Annotated in this window: 19 protein-coding genes; 9 read left to right on the top strand and 10 right to left on the bottom strand. The window is 67.3% G+C overall.

Going from position 1 to position 24087, the window contains the following annotated elements:
- Positions 1–12: 12 nt before the first annotated feature.
- Together ACQR1Y_RS24015 and ACQR1Y_RS24010 are read right to left on the bottom strand one after the other, a co-directional pair.
- Entirely contained in the window at positions 13–879 is an 867-nt protein-coding gene (locus ACQR1Y_RS24015; protein ID WP_434860002.1) for an ABC transporter permease, read from the bottom strand.
- Positions 880–897: 18 nt separating this feature from the next.
- A complete protein-coding gene (locus ACQR1Y_RS24010) occupies positions 898–1677 on the bottom strand; it encodes an ABC transporter ATP-binding protein (protein ID WP_434860001.1) in 780 nt (259 codons plus the stop codon).
- Between the two features lie 117 nt (positions 1678–1794).
- Between ACQR1Y_RS24010 and ACQR1Y_RS24005 the strand changes: the two genes are divergently transcribed.
- Together ACQR1Y_RS24005 and ACQR1Y_RS24000 are read left to right on the top strand one after the other, a co-directional pair.
- Positions 1795–2460, top strand: a complete 666-nt coding sequence (locus tag ACQR1Y_RS24005) for a response regulator (RefSeq protein ID WP_434860000.1) — start codon at positions 1795–1797, stop codon at positions 2458–2460.
- On the top strand, positions 2435–3847 hold the full coding sequence (locus tag ACQR1Y_RS24000) for a sensor histidine kinase (protein WP_434878460.1): 1413 nt from the start codon (positions 2435–2437) through the stop codon (positions 3845–3847). Before ACQR1Y_RS24005 ends, ACQR1Y_RS24000 begins: the two co-directional genes overlap by 26 nt.
- A 290-nt stretch (positions 3848–4137) precedes the next feature.
- On the opposite strand, the gene ACQR1Y_RS23995 is transcribed toward ACQR1Y_RS24000, so the two are convergent.
- Both ACQR1Y_RS23995 and ACQR1Y_RS23990 read right to left on the bottom strand, forming a co-directional pair.
- The gene (locus ACQR1Y_RS23995) at positions 4138–6471 is read right to left on the bottom strand and encodes a xanthine dehydrogenase family protein molybdopterin-binding subunit (protein ID WP_434878459.1); all 2334 of its coding nucleotides are present in this window, start codon (positions 6469–6471) and stop codon (positions 4138–4140) included.
- A gap of 242 nt (positions 6472–6713) precedes the next feature.
- Positions 6714–7589 (bottom strand): dihydrodipicolinate synthase family protein, encoded by an 876-nt coding sequence (locus ACQR1Y_RS23990; RefSeq protein ID WP_434878518.1) that lies wholly within the window; start codon positions 7587–7589, stop codon positions 6714–6716.
- Between the two features lie 298 nt (positions 7590–7887).
- On the opposite strand from ACQR1Y_RS23990, the gene ACQR1Y_RS23985 reads away from it, so the two are divergent.
- The 3 genes from ACQR1Y_RS23985 (at position 7888) to ACQR1Y_RS23975 (ending at position 10356) form a co-directional block, all read left to right on the top strand.
- The gene (locus tag ACQR1Y_RS23985; RefSeq protein WP_434859997.1) at positions 7888–8052 is read left to right on the top strand and encodes a hypothetical protein; all 165 of its coding nucleotides are present in this window, start codon (positions 7888–7890) and stop codon (positions 8050–8052) included.
- Complete coding sequence (locus ACQR1Y_RS23980) at positions 8049–9125, top strand: DnaJ domain-containing protein (RefSeq protein WP_434878458.1); 1077 nt, start codon at positions 8049–8051, stop codon at positions 9123–9125. The genes ACQR1Y_RS23985 and ACQR1Y_RS23980 overlap by 4 nt, the downstream gene beginning before the upstream one ends.
- 94 nt (positions 9126–9219) lie before the next feature.
- Positions 9220–10356, top strand: coding sequence for a diguanylate cyclase domain-containing protein (locus tag ACQR1Y_RS23975; protein WP_434878457.1), 1137 nt, complete (start codon positions 9220–9222; stop codon positions 10354–10356).
- Positions 10357–10371: 15 nt separating this feature from the next.
- On the opposite strand, the gene ACQR1Y_RS23970 is transcribed toward ACQR1Y_RS23975, so the two are convergent.
- The gene (locus tag ACQR1Y_RS23970; protein WP_434878456.1) at positions 10372–11301 is read right to left on the bottom strand and encodes a CobW family GTP-binding protein; all 930 of its coding nucleotides are present in this window, start codon (positions 11299–11301) and stop codon (positions 10372–10374) included.
- Positions 11298–12791: an amidohydrolase family protein gene (locus ACQR1Y_RS23965; protein ID WP_434878455.1), complete on the bottom strand. Its 1494-nt coding sequence runs from the start codon at positions 12789–12791 to the stop codon at positions 11298–11300. The genes ACQR1Y_RS23970 and ACQR1Y_RS23965 overlap by 4 nt, the downstream gene beginning before the upstream one ends.
- A 188-nt stretch (positions 12792–12979) precedes the next feature.
- On the opposite strand from ACQR1Y_RS23965, the gene ggt reads away from it, so the two are divergent.
- Positions 12980–14653 carry a gamma-glutamyltransferase gene (ggt, locus tag ACQR1Y_RS23960; protein ID WP_434878454.1) on the top strand — a complete coding sequence of 558 codons (1674 nt, stop codon included), beginning with the start codon at positions 12980–12982 and terminating at the stop codon, positions 14651–14653.
- Positions 14654–14970: 317 nt separating this feature from the next.
- Here the strand turns inward: ggt and ACQR1Y_RS23955 are convergent, their stop codons facing one another.
- From ACQR1Y_RS23955 to ACQR1Y_RS23940, 4 genes are all read right to left on the bottom strand, one after another.
- Positions 14971–16518, bottom strand: coding sequence for a GMC family oxidoreductase (locus ACQR1Y_RS23955; RefSeq protein WP_434878453.1), 1548 nt, complete (start codon positions 16516–16518; stop codon positions 14971–14973).
- Positions 16519–16603: 85 nt separating this feature from the next.
- Positions 16604–17938: an acyclic terpene utilization AtuA family protein gene (locus ACQR1Y_RS23950; protein WP_434878452.1), complete on the bottom strand. Its 1335-nt coding sequence runs from the start codon at positions 17936–17938 to the stop codon at positions 16604–16606.
- 88 nt (positions 17939–18026) lie between these two features.
- Positions 18027–19151 carry a diguanylate cyclase domain-containing protein gene (locus ACQR1Y_RS23945; RefSeq protein ID WP_434878451.1) on the bottom strand — a complete coding sequence of 375 codons (1125 nt, stop codon included), beginning with the start codon at positions 19149–19151 and terminating at the stop codon, positions 18027–18029.
- A gap of 171 nt (positions 19152–19322) precedes the next feature.
- Entirely contained in the window at positions 19323–20159 is an 837-nt protein-coding gene (locus tag ACQR1Y_RS23940; RefSeq protein WP_434878450.1) for an SDR family oxidoreductase, read from the bottom strand.
- 326 nt (positions 20160–20485) lie between these two features.
- Here ACQR1Y_RS23940 and ACQR1Y_RS23935 point away from each other — a divergent pair, with 326 nt between their 5' ends.
- From ACQR1Y_RS23935 to ACQR1Y_RS23925, 3 genes are all read left to right on the top strand, one after another.
- On the top strand, positions 20486–22009 hold the full coding sequence (locus ACQR1Y_RS23935) for a sugar ABC transporter ATP-binding protein (RefSeq protein WP_434878449.1): 1524 nt from the start codon (positions 20486–20488) through the stop codon (positions 22007–22009).
- Positions 22002–23039 carry an ABC transporter permease subunit gene (locus ACQR1Y_RS23930; protein ID WP_434859986.1) on the top strand — a complete coding sequence of 346 codons (1038 nt, stop codon included), beginning with the start codon at positions 22002–22004 and terminating at the stop codon, positions 23037–23039. The genes ACQR1Y_RS23935 and ACQR1Y_RS23930 overlap by 8 nt, the downstream gene beginning before the upstream one ends.
- Before the next feature lie 96 nt (positions 23040–23135).
- Positions 23136–24083 carry an ABC transporter substrate-binding protein gene (locus ACQR1Y_RS23925; protein ID WP_434878448.1) on the top strand — a complete coding sequence of 316 codons (948 nt, stop codon included), beginning with the start codon at positions 23136–23138 and terminating at the stop codon, positions 24081–24083.
- Positions 24084–24087 lie beyond the last annotated feature (4 nt).

Below are 24087 nucleotides of genomic sequence, written 5' to 3'. Positions count from 1 at the left end.
GCTTATAGCTCATCAGTGCTGCATGCCCCAGCGCCGCACCGTCTTGCGCTCGATGGTGGCGAACACGACGTTCTCGATCACGAGGCCGATGATGATCACGGTGAACAGGCCGGCGAACACGTTGGCCGTCTCCAGCTGGTTGCGGTTCTCGAAGATGAACCAACCGAGCCCGCCCGAGCCCGAGGACACGCCGAACACCAGCTCGGCGGCGATCAGGGTGCGCCAGGCGAAGGCCCAGCCGACCTTCAGGCCGGTCAGGATCGCCGGGAAGGCGGCGGGGATCAGGATGAAGCGCACCAGCTTCAGCCCGCGCAGGCCGTAGTTCAGGCCGACCATGCGCAGGGTGTTCGACACCGATCGGAAGCCGGAATGGGTGTTGAGCGCGATCGCCCACAGCACCGAATGCACCAGTACGAAGATGATGCTCCCCTTGCCGAGGCCGAACCAGATCAGCGCCAGCGGCAGCAGCGCGATCGCCGGCAGCGGGTTGAACATCGAGGTCAGCGCCTCCAGCAGATCGGCGCCGATCCGCGAGCCGATCGCGATCGTGGTCAGCACTGCGGCGAGCAGGATGCCGACGCCGTAGCCGATCAGCAGGGTCTCCAGCGACACCAGAGTGCGCGCGGGGATGACGCCATTGGCGATGTTGTCGAAAAAGGCGGACAGCGTGTCGGTGAAGGTCGGAAACAGAAGCGGATTGCCGAGCCACAATCCATAGGCCTGCCACAGCGCGGCCAGGGCGACCAGGATGATGGCCTTGCGGACCGCACCGAAGCGGTAGATGCGTTCCAGCCAGGACAGGCTCGCCTCGACCTTGACATCGCCGAGGGGGGTCTCCGCATTGACGATTTCGGGGCGCAGCGTCAGCGTCTCGCTCATGATCTCTCTCCCGTCCCTTTAGTGATGGCCGAACAGCATGTCGTTGATGCGCCCTTCGAGCGCGACCTGCTCGGGCGAGCCCATCGTGCCCGGCGGCACGCTGTTGAGCTCGGCGCGGACGCGCCCGGGATGCGGCGACAGCAACAGGATGCGCGAGCCGATCTTGATCGCCTCCTCGATCGAATGCGTCACGAACAGCACGGTGAAGCGGGTGTCCTGCCAGAGCTGCAGCAGCTCGTCCTGCATCTTGCGCCGGGTCAGCGCGTCGAGCGCGGCGAACGGCTCGTCCATCAGCAGCACGTCCGGCTCCATCGCCATACCCCTGGCGATGGCCACGCGCTGCTTCATGCCGCCGGACAGCATATGCGGATAGGAATCGATGAACTTGGTGAGGCCGACCTTGTCGATATAGGATTTGGCGCGCTCCTGCGCCTCATCAGTGCTCAGCCGGCCGCTCGCGGTCAGCGCGAACACGACGTTCTCGCGCACCGTCTTCCAGGGCAGGAGCTGGTCGAATTCCTGGAACACCATCATGCGGTCCGGACCGGGCTCGGTGACCTCATGGCCCTTGAGCCGGATGCGGCCTTCGGTCGGCTTGAGGTAACCGCCGATCGCCTTCAGGAGCGTGGACTTGCCGCAGCCGGAGGGGCCGAGCAGCACGAAGCGGTCGGAATCGAACACCTTGAAATCGACACGATAGGTTGCCGTGACCAGGGTGTCCGGCGTCTTATACTGGAGCGTCACGCCCTCGACGGAGAGCAGCGGCTCGAACTGGGATGGTGTCTGATGGACGGTCATGCGTCCTCCCCTCTATGTTGCAGCGCGAAATTTCGCCTGGTGCACTTCGGCGCCCTTGTTCGAAGTGATAGAGGAGGAGACTGACGCGAACCTGACTCCGGGACTGAGACCACGACCTTGCGCATCCTGCTGGTGGAAGACACGCCCGAGATCGGCGCCGCCGTGACCAGCCGGTTCGAGCGGATCGGCTACGCCGTCGACTGGGAGAAGGACGGCCGCACCGCGAGCGAGCTGATCGAGGTGCAGACCTATGATCTGATCGTGCTCGACGTGATGCTGCCGAACATGGACGGCTTCGCCGTGCTCAAGCATTTGCGCAAGCGCGGCCTGCGCACGCCGGTGCTGGTGCTGACCGCGCGCTCGGCGGTCGACGACCGCATCGGCGCGCTGGATCTCGGCGCTGACGACTACCTGATCAAGCCGTTCGACTATCGCGAGCTGGAGGCGCGCGCCCGCGCCCTGCTCCGCCGTGCCGCCGGCCAATCCGACAATCTGCTGACGCTCGGGCCGCTGGTGATCGATCGCGCCGGGCGGACCGCGAGCGTCGCCGGCCAACCGCTCGACCTGACGCGCCGCGAACTCACCGTGCTGGAGATCCTGGCCGCCCGTCCCGGGCGCTATGTGGCGAAGGACGAACTGGTCGAGCAGCTGTTCAGCTTCGACCAGGATCCGAGTCCCAACGCGGTCGAGCAGTTCATCGCGCGTCTCAGGCGCAAGCTCGCGGCCACGACCGTCGAAATCAAGACCGAGCGCGGCCTTGGCTATCAGCTCCACGCTTCGTGAGATCAAGACGTCGCTGCGCGCGCGGCTGCTGATCGCAATCGGCGCGATCCTGGCCGTAGGTGCTGTCGTGCTCAGCCTCGCCGCCTGGCAATATGCGGCCACGGCCGCGCGCGATGCCTATGACAAGCTGCTCGCCGGCGGCGCCGTGCAGGTCGCCGAAAACATCTACATGCAAGGCGGCGTGGTGACGCTCGATCCGCCGGCGGCGGCGTTCGCGACCTTGTCGGCCTATGACCTCGTGTTCTACCGCGTCACCGATCCGCGCGGCGTGGTCATTGCCGGCTATGACGATCTCACGATCCAGGCCCCAAAGAGCAAGCTGCGCGAAGGCGTCGTGCTGCGTGATGGCGTGTACCGCGACCAGCCGGTGCGCATCGCCGCCGTGGCGCGGCGGCTCGATGGTGCCCCCGGCGACGGCTGGAGCGAGATCGTCCTAGCGCAGACCTTGCGCGCCCGCGATGGCCTGACCTGGGATCTCGCCTCGAAGGCGATCGGCCTGATCGCCGCCATGAGCCTGCTGGCGCTGGTCGCGACCGCGTTGTGCCTGCGGCTGGTGTTCGCGCCGCTGACGCGGATCGAGGCCGAAATCGTCAAGCGCCGGCCGGACGATCTCAGCCCGATTGCGATCACCCCGCCGCGCGAGGTGCGCGCGCTGGTCGGCGCCATCGACGGCTTCATGCAGCGCTTGTCCGAGCGGATCACGCTGATGCAGCGATTCATCGCCGACGCCACGCATCAGCTGCGGACGCCGCTGGCCGCGATCGATGCTGAGGTGGAGCTGCTGAGCGATCAGAGCAAAGATCCGAAGACGCTCGACCGGCTGCGCGGCCGCATCGGGGATCTTGCCCGCCTCACCAGTCAGTTGCTCGATCACGCGATGATCCAGCACCGCGCGCAGGCACCTCGCCTCGCGCCGACCGATATCAACGCGCTGGCCAAGTCCGTGCTGTCGCAGAGCGTGCCGCTGTCGCTGGACCGTGAAGTCTCCGTGAGTTTCGTGGAATCGGACGACGATGTCGTCGTCGCAGGAGATGCCATCAGCCTGCGCGAGGCGCTCGCCAATCTCATCCACAATGCGCTGGCACATGGGGCGCGGACGCGGCTGATGGTGAAGGTGGAGCGGACAGCGGAGCGTGTCGCGATCGTCGTCTGGGATGATGGGCCGGGCATTGCGGCGGAGGCGCAGGCGGGGCTGCTGGTGCCGTTCCAGAAGGGCGCTGGCTCGCACGGCTCCGGGCTCGGACTTGCGATCGCCAACGAGGTCGCACAAGCCCATGGCGGCCGCTTACGCTTCGACGGTGGAGCATGTGATTTCAGCGTGAGGCTCGAGCTGCCGATCAGCGATCAAAGGTACCCCGCTGTCTCATCTCAGGTGAACAACACTTAGAAGCTGGACCCCGGCTGCCGCCCCGATGCCGGTGCGCTCCCCTCCCCCTTGCGGGGAGGGGTCGGGGGTGGGGGGTCCCCGAATGACGCTGACTATGAGGAAACCAAATCATCAGCGCGGCTGATGCAGTCCAATGTTTGCACTCGATCAATCCGCGAGCACGGCGAGATTGATTGGCGCGCTCAACTACGTTCGGCGCCCGGAGACCCCCACCCCCGACCCCTCCCCGCAAGGGGGAGGGGGAGGGCTCGGATCCAAAGGGCTCTGATGAGAGCCGCTGTGCTCCGGACTTACGCCGCCGCCTTCTTCGCCTTGGCATCCCGGATCGCAGCCCACACCTTTTCCGGCGTCAGCGGCGTCTGCAGGTTGGTGATGCCCAGCTCGAACAGCGCGTCCATGACGCCGTTGGTGACGCAGGGCGGGCCGCCGATGGCGCCGGATTCGCCGCAGCCCTTGGCACCGAGCGGGTTGGTCTTGCAGGGGGCGGAATCGTCGAGCGTGACCGCGATCGGCGGCACGTCGTCGGCGCGCGGGATGCAGTAGTCCTGATAGGTCGCGGTCAGGAGCTGGCCGTCGGTATCATAGGCGACGTTCTCGTACAGCGCCTGGCCGATGCCCTGCGCGACGCCACCATGGATCTGGCCGGCCACCAGCATCGGATTGACCGCGACGCCGACGTCGTCGACCGTGGTGTAACGCACCACGCGGCTGATGCCGGTGTCCGGATCGATCTCGACCTCGCAGATATGCGTGCCGTTCGGCCAGCTCGGGCCGTCGACCTCGCCCTCGCTGTCCACCGACAGCTTGGCGCCCTGCTCCTTCCCGGCGATGTCGAACAGGCTGATGCGGCGGTCGGTGCCGACGACGGTCAGGACGCCGTCGCGATACTCGATGTCCTCGACCGCGGTCTCCAAGAGGTTCGAGGCCTTCTCGCGCGCCTTGGTGATCAGGTCGTTCGAGGATACCGCGACCGCCGTGCCGCCGACGAACAGCGAGCGCGAGCCGACGCTGCCGAAGCCGGTGGCCAGATCCGTGTCGCCCTGCACGACGTCGATCTTGTCGAGCGGGATGCCGAGCGTATCGGAGATCATCTGTGTATAGGTGGTCTGCAGGCCCTGCCCCATCGCCATGGTGCCGGAATGCAGGATGACGCGGCCCTCGGAGGTCGCATGCAGCGACACCTTCTCGGTGTGGGCGCGGCCGCCGGTCCATTCGATGTAGCTGGTGAGGCCGCGGCCGTAGAGCATGCCGCGCTTCTTGGCCTCGCGCTTGCGCGCGTTGAAGCCGTCCCAGTCCGCGAGCTTGGCGGCGCGCTCCAGCATGTGGGCGAAGGCGCCGGAATCATACACCTGGCCGACGGCGTTGGTGTAGGGCAGCTGCGCCGGCTTGATGTAGTTCGCCTTGCGGATGGTGCGCGGATCGATGCCGATCTGGCGCGCCGCGGTGTCGAACAGGCGCTCGACGATGAACACCGCCTCGGGACGTCCGGCGCCGCGATAGGCGCCGACCGGTGCCGTGTGCGTCATGACGGTCTTGATCTCGAAATGCACCAGCGGCAGGTCGTAGACGCCGGTCTGCACGAAGGGACCGAGCACCAGCGGGATGATGTTGGCCGCACCGGACGAATAGGCGCCGGTGGCGCCGATCGAGCGCACGCGATAGGCCAGCACCTTGCCCTTGGCGTCGAGCGCGAACTCCGCGGTCGAGGTGAGGTCGCGGCCATGGGTGCCGCCGACGAACTCGTCGGTGCGCTCGGCGCGCCAGCGGATCTTCTTCGACAGCTTGGTCGCGGCATAGGCGACGATGCCGTCCTCGGGATAGAGGTTGGTCTTCTGGCCGAAGCCGCCGCCGATGTCGCCGACCAGCACGCGGATGCTCTCCTTCGGTCGCTTCAGCACGGCGTCGGCGAGCACGTCGCGGGTCGAGGCCGGGGTCTGCGACTGTACGTACAACAACAGGCGGCCGGTCTTCTTCTCGATCTCGGCGATGGTCGAGCGCGGCTCCATCGCGGAGGGCACCAGGCGCTGACTGGTGATGTCGAGCGACACCTTGTGCGGGGCGCTGGCGAAGGCCTCTTCGACCTTGGCGGCATCGCCATAGCTCATCGCCGCGACGATGTTGTTGGGCGCCTCGGCCCAGACCGCGGGCGCGCCTGGCTCGATCGCCTTCACCGGATCAGTGACAGCCGGCAGCACCTCGTAGTCGACCACGATCGCCTCAGCCGCCTCCTGCGCGATCACGCGCGAGGTGGCGACCACGGCCGCGACAGCCTCGCCGGTGTAGCGCACGATTTCATGCGCGAGCAGGCGACGCGGCGGCACCGTCATCGGCTTGCCGTCGGGACGCTTGAAGATCGCCAAGGTCGGAATGGTGCCGATGTCGTCGGCCACGAGGTCGGCGCCGGTGTAGATCGCCTCCACGCCGGCGATCTCGCGCGCGGCGGCGGTGTCGACCGACAGGATCCTGGCATGCGCATGCGGCGAGCGCAGGACATAGAGCCAGAGCGCGCCGTCTTCCGGCTTGTCGTCGATGAACTGCCCCTTCCCGGTCAGCAGCCGCTGATCCTCGAGCCGCTTGACGGGCTGGCCCGCACCGAACCGCATATTGTTGGGAAGAATGTTCATCCGGGAATCCTTGGCAAGTTCAATGTAATTGCATGGGGTTTTAGCGGATTTGCCGCCCGACACAACAGGGGTGGTCATTCCGGGGCGCGCGACCGCGCGAGCCCGGAATCCATAATCACGAGCGGGGGTTTGGAAGCTCGACGTCTCCGAGCCTGCCCGAAGTAAGGGACACGGCGTATGGATTCCGGGCTCAGCCCTTCGGGCTGCCCCGGAATGACGCATGGAAAGACCGGAGCAAGCGCTCACCCCAGGCTGTACAGCACCTCTTCGACGACCCTGCGCTGCTCCGACGTCAGCGCGGCCTGCGGCGGCACGGGGTCGCCGACATCGTAGCCCTGGATCGACAGGCCCGCCTTGATGCAGGCGGCGAGGTTGAAGCGGGCGAAGGCCTCGTTGACGCGCCACAGCTTCCTTTGCAGCATCATCGCGTCGTCCCAGCACGACGCCTTGCAGAGATTGTAGAGCTCCACGCTCTGGCGCGGGATGATGCAGGCGGGTCCGGCCATCCAGCCGTGACCGCCGATCATCATCACGGCTGCCGGGATATGCGAGGACGCCGCGAACACCTTGATGGCATCGCCGCAGCGATTGATGATCGACAGCAGCCGGCCCGTGTTTGTCGAAGCGTCCTTGATGTAGTTGATGCGCGGGTGCTCGGCGAGATCGGCGATCACGTCGAGCGACAGGTCCGAGCGCTGGAACTGCGGATTGGTGTAGATCACCACGGGAATGTCGACGGCATCGGCGATGGCGCGGAAATAGGCCGCCACGCCGGCATCATTGACCGGGAAATAGGCCTCCAGCACTGCCAGGATGCCGCTCGCGCCGCGCGCCTGATACGCCTTGGCCTGCGCCACGGCGTCGGCAATGGCGGTCGAGGCCACGCCGGCGATGACGGGAACGCGGCCGCGCGCGGCATCGATCGTCGCCTCGACCACAGTCATGCGCTGGGCGCGGTCGAGATAGGCAAACTCGCCGGTCGAACCGAGCGGCGTCAGCCCGTGCACGCCGGCATGGATCAGGTCGTCGCACAGCCGCCCCAGCACATCGGTGCGGATCGTGCCATCGGCGCTGATCGGGGTCGCGAGGTAGGGAAAGACACCATGAAAATCAGTCATGAGGTCGGTATAGCGGCCCTGCCGGCGCATCTGCAAGCCGAGCGCCACGTGGCCTGATCCGGGAAGGCGCCAACCGCAGCCGGCCCGATCCGAGCCTCAGGCCCGGAACTCACACCAGCGCTGGCGGGCGATACGCTCGCGGGGCAATCAGTTAGCAGCCGCGTTAAACGCTGCTTCAAACTTTTTCTTCACCATGACGCAAGTCCTCGGTCATCGCGATGAGTTTGCGATCCGCAATCGAAGATTGCGTAGCGCTCGGTGGCGAAAAACGGGCGTGATGGTGCCAAAGGCGGCAGAAATGGCTACCGACTTCGCCATTTTCAGTCATTTTTCCGCCGGATTGGCGCATCATCATGCCAAGTGGAAAGAGTTAGTTCGAGTGCTCCAGCGTAAATTCGAGCGTAAATTCGCGGTGGGAATTTCGATCGGAGACGAGGGAAACCTGCAGCGAGTGCGGCCATGAAGACGCTTTACGATTTACTCGGAGCTCTTCCGGACGATGACGCTGAGGACATCCGCGCCGCCTTCCGCAAGGCGGTCAAGGAAAGCCATCCCGACGTCAATCCCGGAGATCCCGACGCCGCGTTGCGGTTTCGGCAGATCATTCGCGCCCACGATATCCTCGGCGACAAGGAGCAGCGCACGGCCTATGACCGGCTGCTCGGCGCCGCCCGCGACGAGCACCAGCAGGACAACAAGCTCGCCGTCGCCGCCAAGGTGCACAAGGTCGCTTCCGGCGTAATGGCGCTGGCCGGCGCCTCGGCCGTGGCGCTCACCGGCTATCTGCTGTTCACCCACATGTCGTCGGCCTCGGTCGCCCCGCTCAAGCCGGTCGTGGTCGCGACCAACAAGCTCAAGCCGTCCGAGGTGCCGGCCAAGCCGATCGAAACCGCCGCCGTGATGCCCGAGGCGGTGACCGTGGGCGAAGCGCCGGCCAATGCCGGCGGCGAGCCGGCGGCCAGTGTCGCGGGCGGCAACGCTGCGGCGGCCGTGGACCCGGCCACGGCGCGGGCCGGCAAGGCCGATGCGGCCAATTCGGCCGATCAGGATCATGCGCCATGTGCCGCCGGCGCCACCGCGCCCTGCGCGGCGGAGGCCGTACTGCCAGGCGGCACGCCTTCGAACGAGGCCCAGGCGCGGCATGATCGCGGCATGGCCGCCTTCCAGAAAGGCGACTTTGCGGCGGCGCTGGCCGATCTCGACGCGGCGATCCAGCTCGATCCGCGCTACCAGGACGCCTATATCGACCGCGGCATCGTGTTCTACCGGTTGCGCAAGTTCGACCGCGCCTTCGCCGACGTCGCCGCCGCCAAGCGGATCGACAAGGCCAACCGCGCCGTTCTGGACGCAATGGCCAAGCGGCAGCCGCTGCGCCCGCTGAAGCTCGACCCGCCCAAGGCCGAGGCGAAGGCGGACGTGAAGCCGGAAGCGCCCAAGGCCGAGGCCCCGCGGGTGGCCGCCGCAGCGCCGCTCCCGGCGCGGCTGTCGACGGCGACACCGGCCTATGCCACCAGCGATCCCAGCCGGGCACCCTGAGCGATTGACGAAGCTTTAAGGTAATCGCGAAGCTCCGTCCGCGCGAACAGTCCTCGCCCATCAACTGTTAGCAAAGGTGTCCCATGGTGGCGTCATGGGACATGGGCTGCTTTCGACCTTCATCCATCCGAATCCGGCGATCCGGCGCGAGCTGGTCGATCTGCTGTACACGTCCCTGCCTCAGGTCATGTCGATCAACGCCGCCGCCATCACCGGTTCGGTGACGCTGGCGATCCTGCATCGCGACCCCGGCTACATCGCCATTGCCATTGCGATCATCGTCAACGCCGTGGGGCGCGTGGTCAGCCTGCTGCGCTACAAGCAACATGCCGCGCGGCTGTCCGACCGCGACGTGATCCTGTGGGAAAAGGTCTACGCCGCCGGCGCCGCCGCCTTCGGTCTCGCGCTCGGCGCCCTCACCTTCCGCGCGTTCCAGCTCAATGATGCGCCGGGCGCCTGGATCGCGTTCGGCCTGTCGATGTCGTATTGCGTCGGCATGGTGTCGCGCGCGGCGATCCGCCCCTGGGTGGTGCTGAGCGCCACCGCCGTACTGTTTGCCCCGACCTTGGTCGCCGGCCTGATGCGTCCCGAGCTGCCCTATCAGCTCGGCGCCGCGATGCTGGTGCTGTTCTGGTTCTCGATCCGCGAGGCGTCGCGCCATCTCAGCACCGCCTTCATCGAACGGCTGGAGGCCAAGCACGCGCTGGCGCGCCAGGCCAACCACGACTTCCTCACCGGGCTGCCAAATCGCGCGGCGTTCCTCGCTGCGCTGGAAGCTGCCACCGGCAGCGTCGCGATCATCGCCATCGATCTCGACGGCTTCAAGCCCGTCAACGACCGCCACGGCCATCATGCCGGCGACGACCTGCTGCGCCAGGTCGCGGGCCGGCTGTCGAGCTGCGTCGGATCTGACGGCCTGGCCGCGCGGTTCGGCGGCGACGAGTTCATGCTGCTGAAGCCGGTCGCGGGCGGTACGCAGGCGCGCGACGAGGCCTTGCTGCTGGCGCGCGAGGCGGTCCGCGCGCTGTCGATGCCGTTCCTGCTGTCGGATATTCCCGTCATCATCGGCGCCAGCGCCGGCCTGCTCGTCAATGATCGCCCGCTCACGGATGACGCGGTCGACGACCTGCTACGCCAGGTCGACAGCGCGCTGTACGCCGCCAAGCGTGCCGGCGGCGGTGGCTGCACCTGGGTGGACGCCGACACTGGCGCGCTGCGCCAGGCCGGCTGAGCCTTCAGGTCGATTTCAGGACACGATCACGCCGCGCAGCAGCGCGTCGATCTCCACCTCGTCGAGCTCGCCCTCGCGACCGATCAGCACGAGCTGTGCGGTCAGCTCCTCGGGCGGCGCCACCGGCGAAGGCGCCAGCGTGCCGCGCGTCGCGACCGACTGGAACAGGATCGGCTGGTTGGGATGCTCGGTGAAGGACAGCACGCCCTTGATGCGCAGCGTGCGCGGCGCCAGGCGGCCGATCACCTCCTGGAAGCGCGCCAGCGACAGCGGCGCCTGTGACGTCCAGGTCATCGTCGCGAATGGCTCGGCGGCGGCGGGGAGCTGCGGCGGCAATATGCGCGGCGCGCGGATGTCGCGGCTGAACAGCAGGTCCCGCGCGACGGCGCCGTGCGCGATCTCGAAGATCGCGGATTGCGGCTTGAAGCGGCCGACGATGCTCCTGACGGAGTCGAGCGCGGCGCGATCGAGCAGATCGGCCTTGCTGAGCAGCACGAAGTCCGCGGCGCGCAATTGCGAGCGCCATAGCGCCTCCTGCGCCAGCTCGGGCTCGTCATGCAGCCGCTGCGGATCGACCAAGGTCACCACCGTCTCGAGCGGCGCGACCTTGAAGATCACGGGGTCCATCAAACTGCGGATGATCTCGGCGGGATCGGAAATGCCGGACGTCTCGATCGCGATCGCATCCGGCGCCGGATCGCGCTTGATGACGGAGGACAGCGTGCGCAGCAGGTCGCCCTGCAGCGAGCAGCAGATGCAGCCGTTCTTCAGGCTGATCACCTCCTCGGTCACCGTACCGAGCAGCTGCGCGTCGATGTCGACCGCGCCGAAATCGTTGACGATGGCGGCGATCCGCCGGCCGCCGGGGTCGGCGAGCAGATGATTCAGCAAGGTGGTCTTGCCGGCGCCGAGCGCGCCGGCGACCAGCAGGACCGGGACGATCATGACAGCACGGGCCGGCGCACGGCGCGTCCCGGCCGCGCATCGCGCACGAGATCGCCGTCGCTGATGACGGCCGCGCCGTTGACGAGCAGATGCCTGACGCCTTCCGATGCCCGGTTCATGTTGAGGAAGTCGGCGCGGTCGCGCAAGCTCTCGAGATCGAGCACGGCGATGTCAGCGTCGCAGCCGGCCTGCAGCCGGCCCTTCTTGCGCATCGCGGGCGTCGATGTCTCCAGGATCTGCGCCGGGATCAGCGTGCACTTGGCGATCCCGTCCATCAGCGGCACCGTCTTGCGGTCCAGCACCCATTCGCGCAGAAATTTGGTGAAGGTCGCCGACGAGCGCGGATGCGACACGGCGTCATCAGGCAGCGGCCACGCGTCGCCGGTGTAGTCGGTGCCGTTGGCCAGAATCCACGGCATCGCATCGGAGGCGATGGCGCCGCCCGGAAACAGCACGGAGACGTCGAGCAGGTCGCGGTGGCGCTGGTTGACGGCGACGTCGAGGAAATGGATCAGCACCAGCGCGCCGGGATCCTCCTGCTGCCGTTGCAACAGCTCGTCGCGGCTGCCGAGGCGATGCCGCTCGGCCACCATCTCGATCGCGTCATAGCCGGTGCCCATGCGCTGGCAGAAGGCGGGATCGGCGAAGAAGCCGGCGCCGACCACGGTCGAGCCGGTGCCGTAGGGATAGGCCTCCGTCGTGACCTTGAGGCCCTGCTTCTGCGCGGTCTGCACGAGCTCGGCGCAGCGCTCGACGTCCTGCAGGCTGGTGCTGTTGAAGTGGCAGATGTGCATGTGCGCGCCGGTCGAGCCGGCCAGGCCGATCAGCCGCGTATAGGCGTCGACCGAGCTGCGCGGGTCGACATTCGACATGTAGGCGATGTGGGTGTAGGTCGGCACGTCCTGCTTCGCCGCGAGGCTGCACAGCTCGGACAGCTCCTTCATGCCGGTGCCCGGCGCATAGGCGTTCGGGAAGGCGATGCCGAGGCCGCCCTGGTCGAGCGCCTGCCTGGTGCGCTCGACGATCTCCGCGGTCTCGGCCGGTGTCGCGGCCTCCTCGACCCAGCGCTTGTCGCGCATCGCCTCGCCCATGCCGCCGATGGTCGAGGCGGTCTGCTGTGTCGTCATCGTCGCGATGCGCGCGAACACCCAGCCCGCGGCCGCGCCGTAGTTGAGCGTGCGGCCGATCGCCTCCTGCTCATCATACCAACGCGCCACCGGCAGCACGCCGACCTCGAGCTCCAGTGTCGTGGTGACGCCGTCGAACGCCTGCATGCGATCCGCCGGCAACGACTGGCCGTGCGCGTGCAGATCGATGAAGCCGGGCACGACCGCGAGGCCCGCCGCGTCGATCACCCGATCAGCCGCACTGCCGACATCGCCGACCGCGGCGATCGCGCCATCCTTGATGGCGACATCGGCGGTGGCATCGAGCTTGGTTTCCGGGTCGAGCACACGCCCGCCGCGAATGATCAGATCGTAGTGAGGCATGAAATCAGCTGGGCCCGTGAAGTGGAACTACTGAAGCCCTAACACAGATGCGCGGCAATGAGAACGCGGCCGGAGAGATCGATGCGCGCCGAGCCATGCGTCGCGCACCTATCAGTTCGTCCCTGCGGCCGCGCTCTTCCCCTGACGCAACGGATGGGTCAGGATCGGGGCGACACAGGAGACACCGAATGGCTTCGTCCAACCACCGCATCGCCGACTTCACCTGCGAGAAGCAGCCCGCGACCGGCTCGCGCGGCATGGTGGTGACCAATCACCCGCTGGCTTCCAGCGCCGGCGCCGAGATGCTGATGCGCGGCGGCAATGCGATCGATGCCGCCATCGCGGCGCTGTTCGCGCTGACGGTGGTCGAACCGATGATGGTCGGCATTCTCGGCGGCGGCCTGTCGCATATCCGGCTCGCCGATGGCCGCCACATCGTGCTCGACGGATTGAGCACCGCGCCAGGGCGCGCCACGGCGGACATGTACGATCCCGTCTCGGACGAGATCGCGCTGGCCCGCGAGACGCGCGACCGCCGCAACGCGGTCGGCGCCTTGGCCGTCGCGGTGCCCGGCGCGCTGAAAGGCTGGTGCGAGGCGCTGACGCGGTTCGGCCGGCTGCCGCTGCACGAGGTGATGGCGCCCGCGATCCGGCTCGCCGAGCACGGCTTCATCGCAAGCGCCTATCTCACCGACTGCGTCCGGCAGGTCGCGGGCGATCTCGCCCGCGATCCGAATCTGTCGGCGCTGTTCCTGCCCGGCGGCGAAGCGGTCAAAGCCGGCACGCGCGTGATCCAGACCGACTACGCCGCCACGCTGCGGCTGATTGCCGAGCAGGGACCGGACGCGCTCTACGGCGGGCCGCTCGGAGTCGCGCTCGCCAACGACATGGCAGACCAGGGCGGTCTGATCGATGCGGCCGACCTGCAAGCCTATCGCGTGATCGAACGCGAGCCCATTCGCGGCTCCTATCGCGGTTATGAAATCCTCGGTCCGCCGCCGCCCTCCTCATCCGGCGTGCACATCGCGCAGATGCTCAACATCCTCGAAGGCTTCGACGTCGGCGCGCTCGGCTTCGGCTCGGCCGACGGCGCGCATCTGCTCGCCGAAGCCCTGAAGATCGCCTTCGCCGACCGCGCCGTCGCGACTGCAGATCCGGCCTTCGTCGACGTGCCGGTCGAACGCCTGACATCGAAGTCGTACGCGGCCGAGCGGCGCGCGGAAATCGACATGGCCAGGGCCACGAGCTTCGGTCCGGGGCTTTCGCCGACTGAATCGGCCAACACCACCCACGTCACCGTCGCCGATGCCGAGGGCAACGTCGTCGCCGCGACCCAGACCATCAATGGCCTGTTCGGCGCCTGCGTGCAGATCCCCGGCACCGGCATGACTGCCAACAACTACATGTACAATTTCGATCCGCATCCCGGCCGCGCATTGTCGATCGCACCCGGCAAGCGCGTCTTCACCTCGATGGCGCCGATGATGGCGCTGCGCGACGGACGCTTGCGCTACGCACTCGGCCTGCCCGGCGGCCTGCGCATCTTCCCCTCCGCGTTCCAGGCGCTGGTCAACCTCATCGACCACGGCATGTCACTGCAGGAGGCGGTCGAGGCGCCGCGGCTGTGGACGCAGGGCGGCGTGCTCGAGCTCGAGCCGGCCTTTCCGGACGACGTTGCGAACGCGCTCGCCTCGCGCGGCCATGTCGTCAAGCGCGAGCCGGTCGTCGCCGGCGGCATGAACGCGATCGCGTTCGGCGACGACGGCATCATGACGGGCGCCGCGTGCTGGCGCGCCGACGGCACCCCGATCGCGATCTCCGGCGGCCGCGCCCGCGCCGGACTGCGGTTCGCGATCGCGTGAGGTTCTAGGTCAGCGGCTGCATCACCTGCCACCGGACGCCCTCTCTCTATCGTCATTGCGAGGAGCGCAGCGACGAAGCAATCCAGGGCCACGCATGCGGCCCCTGGATTGCTTCGCTGCGCTCGCAATGACGTCGTGGAGAGACCCCGGCCGCTCCTTCACGGTCCGGTGGCGGTGCCGCCGGCTTTCGCTCCTCATGGTGAGGAGCGCCGAAGGCGCGTCTCGAACCATGAGGCCCGCGCTGTGGCCTCGCCCTTCGAGACGCCCGCCTTCGGCGTGCTCCTCAGGGCGAGGAGTTCCCCATGAAGCTCGTCAGCTCACCGCTGCCGCATCATCCGCGCGATCGCCTCGCCGATCACCACCGTGGTGAAATGCGTGTTTGCGCGGCAGTCGGATGGCATGATCGAGGCGTCGGCGACGCGCAGGCCGGTGATGCCCTTCACGGTGCCGTCCGGATTGACGACGCCATCGGCGTCGTCAAAAGCGCTCATGCGGCAGGTGCCCGCTGCATGCTGGATGTCGCCGGTGATCTGACGCAACAACGCATCGAGCTCGGCATCCGGCAGCGCGGCCGCTTGCGGCAAGGTGAGTGTCGTATCGCCGAGGCGGATCCAGTCCGCGGCTTCCTGCAGTGCCGGCTGCGTCGTGATCACGGCCAGTCGCTTCACCGCATCGCGCATCCGCGCGATGTCGCGGACATCAGCGAGCATGTTCTCCTCCACGATCGGATCGACGGTCGGATCGGTCGAGGCAAGCTTCAACGTCCCGCGCGAGAACGCGTTGAACAGGCCGGCGCCGATCGCGCCGGGCACGCCGATGCCGCGGTGGTTGAACGCGATCAGGATCATGTCGCGCTTGCCGCCTTCGGCGAGCCCCGACGAATAGGTGACGCAGCAATTGGTGTGCCGGGTGTCGCGATCGGTCGGACGCAGCTCCTCGCGCAACTGGATCGTGGTGCGGAACAGCGGATGATCGAAGAAGTGCCGGCCGACGGGAAGATCGCGCTCGATCGCGACGCCCATCGCCTGCAGATCAGCCGCAGGCCCGATGCCCGATCGCAGCAGAATCGCCGGGCTGTGGATGGCGCCGGCGCACAGCACGATCTCGCGCGCGGCGATCTCCTTGACGCCCTCGCCTTCGAGATGCACGCGCACGCCGGTGACACGGCCATCGCTGATCAGCAGACGATCGACCAGCGCGCGACCGCGAATCTCCAGATTGGGACGTCCGCGCGCCGGCTCCAGATAGCCTTCATTGGTCGAGATGCGGCGGCTGTCGCGGCTATTGATCGGGTAGCAGGCGACGCCCTCGCCATCGAGCCCGTTGAGATCGTCGCACCAGGGATAGCCGCTCGCCAGCGCCGCATCGCGCAAGGCCCGATCGATCGGGCCCCATTGCTCCGGCGGCGCGCGATACACCGGCAGCGGCCCGCCGCTTCCATGTCCATCGCGGTCGCCGAAGGCGAGATCATCCTCGATCACCGAGAACAGCGGCATGATTTCCTTGGCCGACCATCCGGTGCAGCCGTTCGCGGCCCATTCGTCGAACGCATCGGCGACGCCGCGGATCGCGATCTGGCCGTTCATCATCGAGCTGCCGCCGAGGCCCTTTCCGCGCCAGTAGAAGCGCATCTCCTGCCCGGCGACGCGGCGCGACATCAGTTGCGACCACTGCCATTTCTCCTGGAAGGCGCGCTCATGGATGATCGGGATCGGATTGGGGGTGGCGATCTCCCAGGGCACGTCGGCCGCGCGCCAATCCGCGCCCGCTTCAAGCAGCAGCACCCGCCGGTCGCGATCCTCGGACAGGCGCGCTGCAACGGCGGCACCGGCGGAGCCGCCGCCGACGACAAGAACGTCATACATGGATGGGAGTCTCTCCGGTCTCGGGCATCGCAAACATTGCGCACACTTTGCGCCAGCGGACGCCGTCCGGGAAGCCCTCGAAAATTCAGGCCACCAGCATGCTCATGCAGAGCTCGGCCGCGCGCTCGGGCACGAGGCAGGACGCCACCGCGATGACCTCGCGCGCCGATTTCCAGGCGCCGCCGCCACCCGCCGGACCATTGGTGTAGAGCGTCTCGACCTCGTTGCCGATGCGGATCGCTTCAGCCATCGTCTCGGTCCGGCCCGCGACACGAAGGCGCACCTCGTAGGGCGCGTGTCCTTCGGCGCGGCCCTCGCCATGCAGCGCGTTCGCGCCGATCAGATCGCAGCGCAGCTCGCTCGTCGCCACGCCCGTCAGCGCCAGCCGCTCCTTCACGACCTCGAGCGCGAGGCGGCCGCGCGCAACCGCGCCCGGACCGGCATAGGAGATTTGCCCCTCGCCGATATAGGAATCGAGATAGCCGACCGACGTCTTCAACAGTCCGGTCTTCGGCCGGCCCCGGCCACCCACCACGCGGACACGATCCCGGCCGATCTCTTCGACGGTGACGGCCGCAAAGTCTGCCACCACATCCGGCTGGATATACTGCGCGGGATCGTGGATCTCGTAGAGCAGTTGCTCCTTCACCGTCGCCGGCGTGACGCGGCCGCCGGAGCCCGCGACCTTGGTCACGATCAGCTCGCCGTCCTCGCGCACCTCACCAATGGGAAAGCCGAGCCGCGCCAGATCCGGTACGTCCTTCAAGCCGGGATCGGCGAAATAGCCGCCGGTGATCTGGCCCGCACATTCCAGGAGATGACCGACCACCGTGCCCTGCCCGAGCCTGTCCCAGTCATCCCAGGCCCAACCGAACTCATGGATCAGAGGCCCGAGAAACAGCGCGGGATCGGCCGCGCGCCCGGTGATCACGACGTCGGCGCCCGACGCCAGCGCCTCGGCGATGCCGCGCGCGCCGACATAGGCGTTGGCCGAGACGATGCGGTTGCCAAGACCGTGGATCGTGTCGCCGGTGTCGAGCGCGACGTCGGCCGTCTTCAACTGATCCAGCACGTCATCGCCGGTGACGGCCGCGATCTTGAGACCGGTCAGCCCGAGTTGACGCGCCAGCGCGCGTGTGGCTTCGGCGGCCGCGATCGGATTGGCGGCACCCATGTTGGTGATGATACGGATGTTGTTGGCGCGGCAGATCGGCAGCACCGCCTGCATGCGCGCAGCGAGCAGCGGGTCATAGCCCGCAGCGGGGTCCTTCATGCGCGCCTGCTGCGCCAGCGCGATGGTGCGCTCGGCCAGGCATTCGAACACGAGATAATTCAGGCCGCCCTTCTCGGCGAGCTCCACCGCGGGCTCGATGCGGTCTCCGGAATAGCCGGCGCCTGCGCCGATCCTGATGCTGCGCAACGGCTGCTCCTCCCTGCGTCCTGGTTTCAGCGAGGATAGCGGCTCTGCTCCGGTGTTGCCAGAGCATGTGCCCCGCGTGAGCGAAGCGCTAGTCGAACAGGATGAGCGACGGCGCCGCCGGAACCTGCGTCCATGTGGTGGCGACGGAAAGATCCGCGTCGGCCCAGCAGCAGCGCTGTCCACCAGCGCGTTTGGCGGCATAGAGCGCGCGGTCGGCCTGGTCGAGCAAAGCCACCGTTTCGGCCATCTGATCTTCGGTGACCAGGATGCCCGCGCTCGCGCCGATCTGCACGCGCGTTCCGGCCAGCGTGAACGGCTGAGACAATGCCGATACTGCGGCCTCGGCGAGCGCCAGCGCCGCACTGCGTTCGGCAGTCGGCAGCAGCAGCATGAACTCGTCGCCGCCGAACCGCGCTGCGATGCCCTTGCCGGCGAGACAATCCTGCAGGCGCGCGCCGACCTGGCAGAGCAGCTCGTCGCCGGCCTGATGCCCGAAGCGGTCGTTGACGAGCTTGAAGCCGTCGAGATCGACGGCGATGATTGCGATCGGGCGCTCAGCGCGCCACAGCGCCGCGACGAAGGCGGCGCGGTTCGGCAGCCCTGTGAGGTAGTCGCGATGCGCCTGTCGCGCCAGCGCCTGCTGCGCCATGATCCGCTCGGTGAAGGCCGCGGTCAGCCGATACGACGTGCCGCGCAAGGTGATCCAGAACAGCACGATCATGCCGGCGCCCATGCGATAGACGGGCTCGGGCTGCATCAGGCAGGCGATCACGGTGGGGATCAGCAGCACCGCCGAGGAGGTCATCGCGATCCACGGGCTGACGCGCGAGACGATACCGACGCAGAACGCCATCGACAGCCCGAAGCACATCCAGATGCCCGGCCCATCGCCAATCTGAAATGCGCGTGCCGACAGCGCGCCGACGGCGAGGCCAAAGGCGGCAGCGCCCCATCCGTACAGGCGTTCCCAGCGGATGATCGCAACGTCATCGAGCTGATCGAAGCGCGCGGCGAACATCAGGAGCTTCGCCACACGGAAGACGCCGACCACCAACAGCGCCGCCGTGATCCATGCATAGGCTGCGTCGCGCGCCACCCAGGCCATCACGGTCCCGATCACCACCGCGGCGGCCGAAATCGTCCCGACCAGCGGCATCGAGCTGTACAGCAGATGCGCCAGCTCGCGACGAATCTCCGGGTCCAGGCGTTGCATCGCAGTTCCACTTCACGAATTGCGCGCACTATCGTACCCGCAGCTTAATGAAATATCGCTGCACCCGCGAGAAGCAGCCATGCGCTGGCGATGCTTAACGAAGCTTCACCAGGACATGCACGGTTCGACCGAACGCGCCCGGACGAGGCAACGCAGGAGCCGGGCAGCCGATCAGCTCGCCCAATTGTCGCGAAACTCGCCGAACAGGGTGATGCCGCCGCACGCATAGATCGTCTGTCCGGTGATATAGCTCGCCTCCGACGAGGCGAGGAAGGCGAATACGCCGGCGACCTCCTCGGCCGACGCGACTCGTCCCATCGGGATATGCGATTCCACCACGGAGCGCTTCTGCGGATCGCCGGTCCAGGACGCGTTGATCGGCGTGTCGACCGCGCCGGGCCCGACCGAATTGACGCGGATGCCGCGGCCGGCGAACTCCAGCGCCAGGGTGCGCGTGAGGCCGGCCATCGCGCTTTTGCTGATTGAATAAGCGAGGTAGCCGGGCTTCGGAATGATCTGGTGCACGCTCGACGTATTGATGATGTTGCCGCCGCCGCCGCGTGCGACGAAATGGGCCAGCGCATGGCGCGCGCACAGCACCGCGCCGTTGAGATTCACCTCGAGGATCTTGCGATAGGCGGCGACATCGAGCGCCTCGCTCGGCGACTCCCGCTGGAAGCCGGCATTGTTGACCAGGCAGTCGAGCCGCGGCCAGCGCTTCAGCAGAGTCTCGAACATGCTCGCGATGTCAGTCTCGATGCCGATGTCGGCCTTCACGGCGACATGGTCGCGCGCACCGTGGCCATGCGCGGCGGACGCCGCCTGGACCAGCGCCAGCGTCTCGTCGCCCGACGGCGACGGGCCACCGAAATTGACTGCGACATGCGCGCCCTCCTCGGCGAACCGCACCGCGATGGCGCGGCCGATCCCCTGCGCCGCGCCGGTGACCAGCACATAATGGCCAAGCAGGCGCGGCGAACGCCGGGCGGACGGGTCGGATGGCTGCATGTCTCAACTCCCTCAGGTCGATCTCGTCGCGAGACCCCGGGATAATCCGCATCCGGCGATAAAGCTATCCGGAGACTGGCATCGCTCCGCGCCTATCCTGCGTTGCGCGGAGACCGCGACCGGCGCGGGCGGCCAAAGATGCCGGGCGGCTGCCGCGCTGGCGAAAGCTTGATCGGCTTCGAACTCAACGGGCTTTCGACTCCACCCGCAAATCCCTGCGGTTTGTCTTTCATATTGTATTCGGCAACAGCCTCTAGTTTAATGGCGTCCCCGCTGCCGACATCAACGAGCAGCGGACGATAAGACGACGTGCATTGGGAGGCACGATGAACGGTCCGATCCTCGAGATGCGCGGGGTGTCGAAGTCATTCTTCGGCATCAAGGCCCTGCAGAAGGTGGACCTGACCGTCTATGCCGGCGAAGTCCATGCGCTGATGGGTGAAAACGGCGCAGGCAAATCCACCTTGATGAAGATCCTGTCCGGCGCCTATCGGCCCGATCCCGGCGGCGAGATCCGCATCGACGGCCAGGTCGCGCGCATCGAGGGCCCGCTCGGCGGCCGCGCGGCGGGCATTTCGATCATCTACCAGGAGTTGTCGCTGGCGCCGAACCTGACGGTCGCCGAAAACATCTACCTCGGACGCGAGCTGTCGCAGAGCGGCCTCTTGGCGCGCGGCGCGATGCGCGAGGGCGTCGGCCCGATCCTGGCGCGGCTCGGCGCCGACTTCACGGCCTCGACCTTGGTCGGCGAGCTGTCGATGGGCCAGCGCCAGCTGGTCGAGATCGCCCGCGCGCTGCATGCGCGCTCCAAGATCCTGATCATGGACGAGCCGACCACCTCGCTGTCGGCGGGCGAGAGCGAAAAGCTGTTCGCGCTGATCCGGCAGCTGCGCTCAGAAGGCCTCGCCATCATCTACATCTCGCATCGCATGGACGAGGTCTATGCGCTCGGCGACCGCGTCACCGTGCTGCGCGACGGCCGCCTGGTCGGCTCGCTCGACAAGCCGGAGATCCGCGCCGACAGCATCGTGCGGATGATGGTCGGCCGCGACGTCTCCTCGTTCTACAAGAAGGATCACGATCCGCATGCCAGGCGCGACCGCGCGGTGCTGACGGCGGTCGATCTCGGCGACGGCCATCGCGTCAGGAACTGCTCGCTCACCGTGCATGCCGGCGAGGTCGTCGGCCTCGCCGGGCTGATCGGCGCGGGGCGCACGGAGCTCGCGCATCTCATCATCGGCGCGACAGCGAAGGCCACGGGACATCTCGAGCTCGACGGCGAGCGGATCGAGATCGCGACGCCGCGCGACGCGCTCGATGCCGGGATCGCCTATCTCACCGAGGACCGCAAGGCGCTCGGCCTGTTCCTCGACATGTCCTGCGCCGACAACATCAACCTCGCGGTGATCGGCCGCGACGCCCGGCTTGGCGGCATTCTCGATCGCGACAAGGCGCGCACACGCGCCGACGAGGCGTTTTCTGCACTGGGCATCCGCGCGCCCAATCCGGGCGTCACGGTCGGCGGACTCTCCGGCGGCAATCAGCAGAAGGTACTGCTGTCGCGACTGCTCGCGACCGCGCCGAAGGTGCTGATCCTCGACGAGCCGACCCGCGGCGTCGATGTCGGCGCCAAGTCCGAGATCTATTCGATCATCGACAATCTCGCCAAGTCTGGCACCGCGATCCTGGTGATTTCCTCCGACCTGCCGGAGATCCTAGGTATCTGCGACCGCGTGCTGGTGATGCGCGAGGGACATCTCGCCGGCGAGCTGCGGCAGAGCGCGACTTCGCCGATCACGCAGGAAGACATCATGGCGCTGGCCACCGGGATGGAGCACGTCGATGCCTGACAACACAGCGCAAGCCAAGACCGCGCCGGCCGCTGGGTTGCCGTCCGCGACTGACAACAAGCAGCAGCGCCTGCGGCTGATGATCCGCGCCGCCGGCATGCTGCCGGTGCTGCTGATCCTGTGTATCGGCTTCCACATGCTGTCCGACGGCCGCTTCTTCACCGGGCAGAATCTCGGCATCGTGCTGCAGCAGGCCGCGGTCAACACCGTGCTCGCCGCCGGCATGACCTTCGTGATCCTGACCGGCGGCATCGACCTCTCGGTCGGCTCGATCCTCGCCGCCGCCGCGATGGCCGGCCTGACGGTGTCGAAAATGCCGGAGCTCGGCGCGCTGTGGCTACCCGCGGCCGTGCTGACAGGGTTCGCCTTTGGTATCGTCAACGGCGCGCTGATCGCGCTGCTGCGGCTTCCGCCGTTCATCGTCACGCTCGGATCGCTCACCGCCGTGCGCGGCCTTGCCCGGCTGATGGGCGCCGACACCACCGTGTTCAATCCTGAGATCCCTTACGCGTTCATCGGCAATGCCTCGCTGACGATCATTCCCGGAATCGTCTCGATCCCATGGCTGTCAGTGATCGCGCTGCTGGTTATTCTCGGCTCATGGCTGATCCTGCGCCGCACCGTGCTCGGCGTCCACATCTATGCCGTCGGCGGCAATGAGAGCGCGGCGCGGCTCGCCGGCATTAAGGTCTGGGCGGTGCTGATGTTCGTCTACGGCATGTCCGGCCTGCTTGCCGGCCTCGGCGGCGGCATGCAGGCGGCGCGGCTCTATGCCGCCAACGGCCTGCAGCTCGGCCAGTCCTACGAACTCGACGCCATCACCGCCGTGATTCTCGGCGGCACCTCCTTCGTCGGCGGCATCGGCTCGATCTGGGGCACGCTGGTCGGCGCGCTCATCATCGCCGTGTTGTCGAACGGGCTCATTCTCGTCGGCGTGTCGGACATCTGGCAGTACGTGATCAAGGGCCTCGTCATCATCGGCGCCGTCGCGCTCGACCGCTACCGCCTGCAAGGCTCGGCCCGCACCTGAGAATTAACGGCGGGCCCGCGCTCGCCGCAACGCATTCTTCCACGGCCACTGGTCCGCCGTGCGTAGACAACAAGCCAAGGGCCAGGGAGGACACCCATGTTGAAGACGATATCGCTCGCCGGTGCCGCGCTGGCGCTTGTCATGAGCTCCGCGCCGTCCTCGGCCAAGGAGCTGAAATCGATCGGCATCTCGCTCGGCTCGCTCGGCAACCCGTTCTTCGTCGCGCTGTCGAAGGGCGCGGAGTTCGAGGCCAAGAAGACCAACCCGAGCGTCAAGATCACCACGGTCGGCTTCGAATATGATCTCGGCAAGCAGGTCACGCAGATCGACAATTTCATCGCCGCGGGCGTCGACATGATCCTGCTCAACCCCGGCGATCCCAAGGCGATCGGCCCCGCGATCAAGAAGGCGCAGGCGGCAGGCATTCTCGTCGTCGCGGTCGACACCGCGGCCGAAGGCGCCGATGCCACCGTGACCACCAACAACGTGCAGGCCGGCGAGATCTCGTGCCAGTACATCGTCGACAAGCTCGGCGGCAAAGGCGACGTCATCATCCAGAACGGTCCGCAGGTGTCGGCGGTGATCGATCGCGTCAACGGCTGCAAGAGCGTGTTCGCCAAGGCCCCGGGCATCAAGGTGCTGTCGAGCGACCAGGACGGCAAGGGCTCGCGCGAGGGTGGCCTCACGGTGACGCAGGGCTACCTGACGCGCTTTGCCAAGATCGACGCCATCTTCGCGATCAACGATCCGCAGGCGATCGGCACCGATCTCGCCGCACGCCAGCAGCAGCGCACCGGCATCATCATCACGGCCGTCGACGGCGCGCCGGACATCGAGGCGGCGCTGAAGGATCCGGCCACCAAGCAGATCCAGGCCTCCGCCTCGCAGGACCCGTTCTTCATGGCCCGCCGCGCCGTCCAGATCGGCGTCGGCCTGCTCAACGGCCAGAAGCCGGCCTCGACCGTCGAGCTCTTGCCCTCCAAGCTGATCACCCGGGACAATGTCGCGGAGTACAAGGGCTGGACCTCGGAGCGGAAGGAATAGGCCG

The organism is Bradyrhizobium sp. HKCCYLRH3099, assembly GCF_051167855.1.
Lineage (GTDB): Bacteria > Pseudomonadota > Alphaproteobacteria > Rhizobiales > Xanthobacteraceae > Bradyrhizobium.
This window is presented reverse-complemented; position numbering and strand designations above follow the sequence as displayed.

Bases quoted from the DNA above. Each gene is read 5' to 3' on its own strand.
- ggt (WP_434878454.1), top strand. From the start codon at position 12,980: ATGGCTTCGTCCAACCACCGCATCGCCGACTTCACCTGCGAGAAGCAG.
- ACQR1Y_RS23955 (WP_434878453.1), bottom strand. From the start codon at position 16,518: ATGTATGACGTTCTTGTCGTCGGCGGCGGCTCCGCCGGTGCCGCCGTT.
- ACQR1Y_RS23970 (WP_434878456.1), bottom strand. From the start codon at position 11,301: ATGATCGTCCCGGTCCTGCTGGTCGCCGGCGCGCTCGGCGCCGGCAAG.
- ACQR1Y_RS23930 (WP_434859986.1), top strand. From the start codon at position 22,002: ATGCCTGACAACACAGCGCAAGCCAAGACCGCGCCGGCCGCTGGGTTG.
- ACQR1Y_RS24010 (WP_434860001.1), bottom strand. From the start codon at position 1,677: ATGACCGTCCATCAGACACCATCCCAGTTCGAGCCGCTGCTCTCCGTC.
- ACQR1Y_RS23975 (WP_434878457.1), top strand. From the start codon at position 9,220: ATGGGACATGGGCTGCTTTCGACCTTCATCCATCCGAATCCGGCGATC.
- ACQR1Y_RS23990 (WP_434878518.1), bottom strand. From the start codon at position 7,589: ATGACTGATTTTCATGGTGTCTTTCCCTACCTCGCGACCCCGATCAGC.
- ACQR1Y_RS23935 (WP_434878449.1), top strand. From the start codon at position 20,486: ATGAACGGTCCGATCCTCGAGATGCGCGGGGTGTCGAAGTCATTCTTC.
- ACQR1Y_RS23995 (WP_434878459.1), bottom strand. From the start codon at position 6,471: ATGAACATTCTTCCCAACAATATGCGGTTCGGTGCGGGCCAGCCCGTC.
- ACQR1Y_RS23925 (WP_434878448.1), top strand. From the start codon at position 23,136: ATGTTGAAGACGATATCGCTCGCCGGTGCCGCGCTGGCGCTTGTCATG.
- ACQR1Y_RS23985 (WP_434859997.1), top strand. From the start codon at position 7,888: ATGGCTACCGACTTCGCCATTTTCAGTCATTTTTCCGCCGGATTGGCG.
- ACQR1Y_RS23940 (WP_434878450.1), bottom strand. From the start codon at position 20,159: ATGCAGCCATCCGACCCGTCCGCCCGGCGTTCGCCGCGCCTGCTTGGC.
- ACQR1Y_RS23980 (WP_434878458.1), top strand. From the start codon at position 8,049: ATGAAGACGCTTTACGATTTACTCGGAGCTCTTCCGGACGATGACGCT.
- ACQR1Y_RS23945 (WP_434878451.1), bottom strand. From the start codon at position 19,151: ATGCAACGCCTGGACCCGGAGATTCGTCGCGAGCTGGCGCATCTGCTG.
- ACQR1Y_RS24015 (WP_434860002.1), bottom strand. From the start codon at position 879: ATGAGCGAGACGCTGACGCTGCGCCCCGAAATCGTCAATGCGGAGACC.
- ACQR1Y_RS23965 (WP_434878455.1), bottom strand. From the start codon at position 12,791: ATGCCTCACTACGATCTGATCATTCGCGGCGGGCGTGTGCTCGACCCG.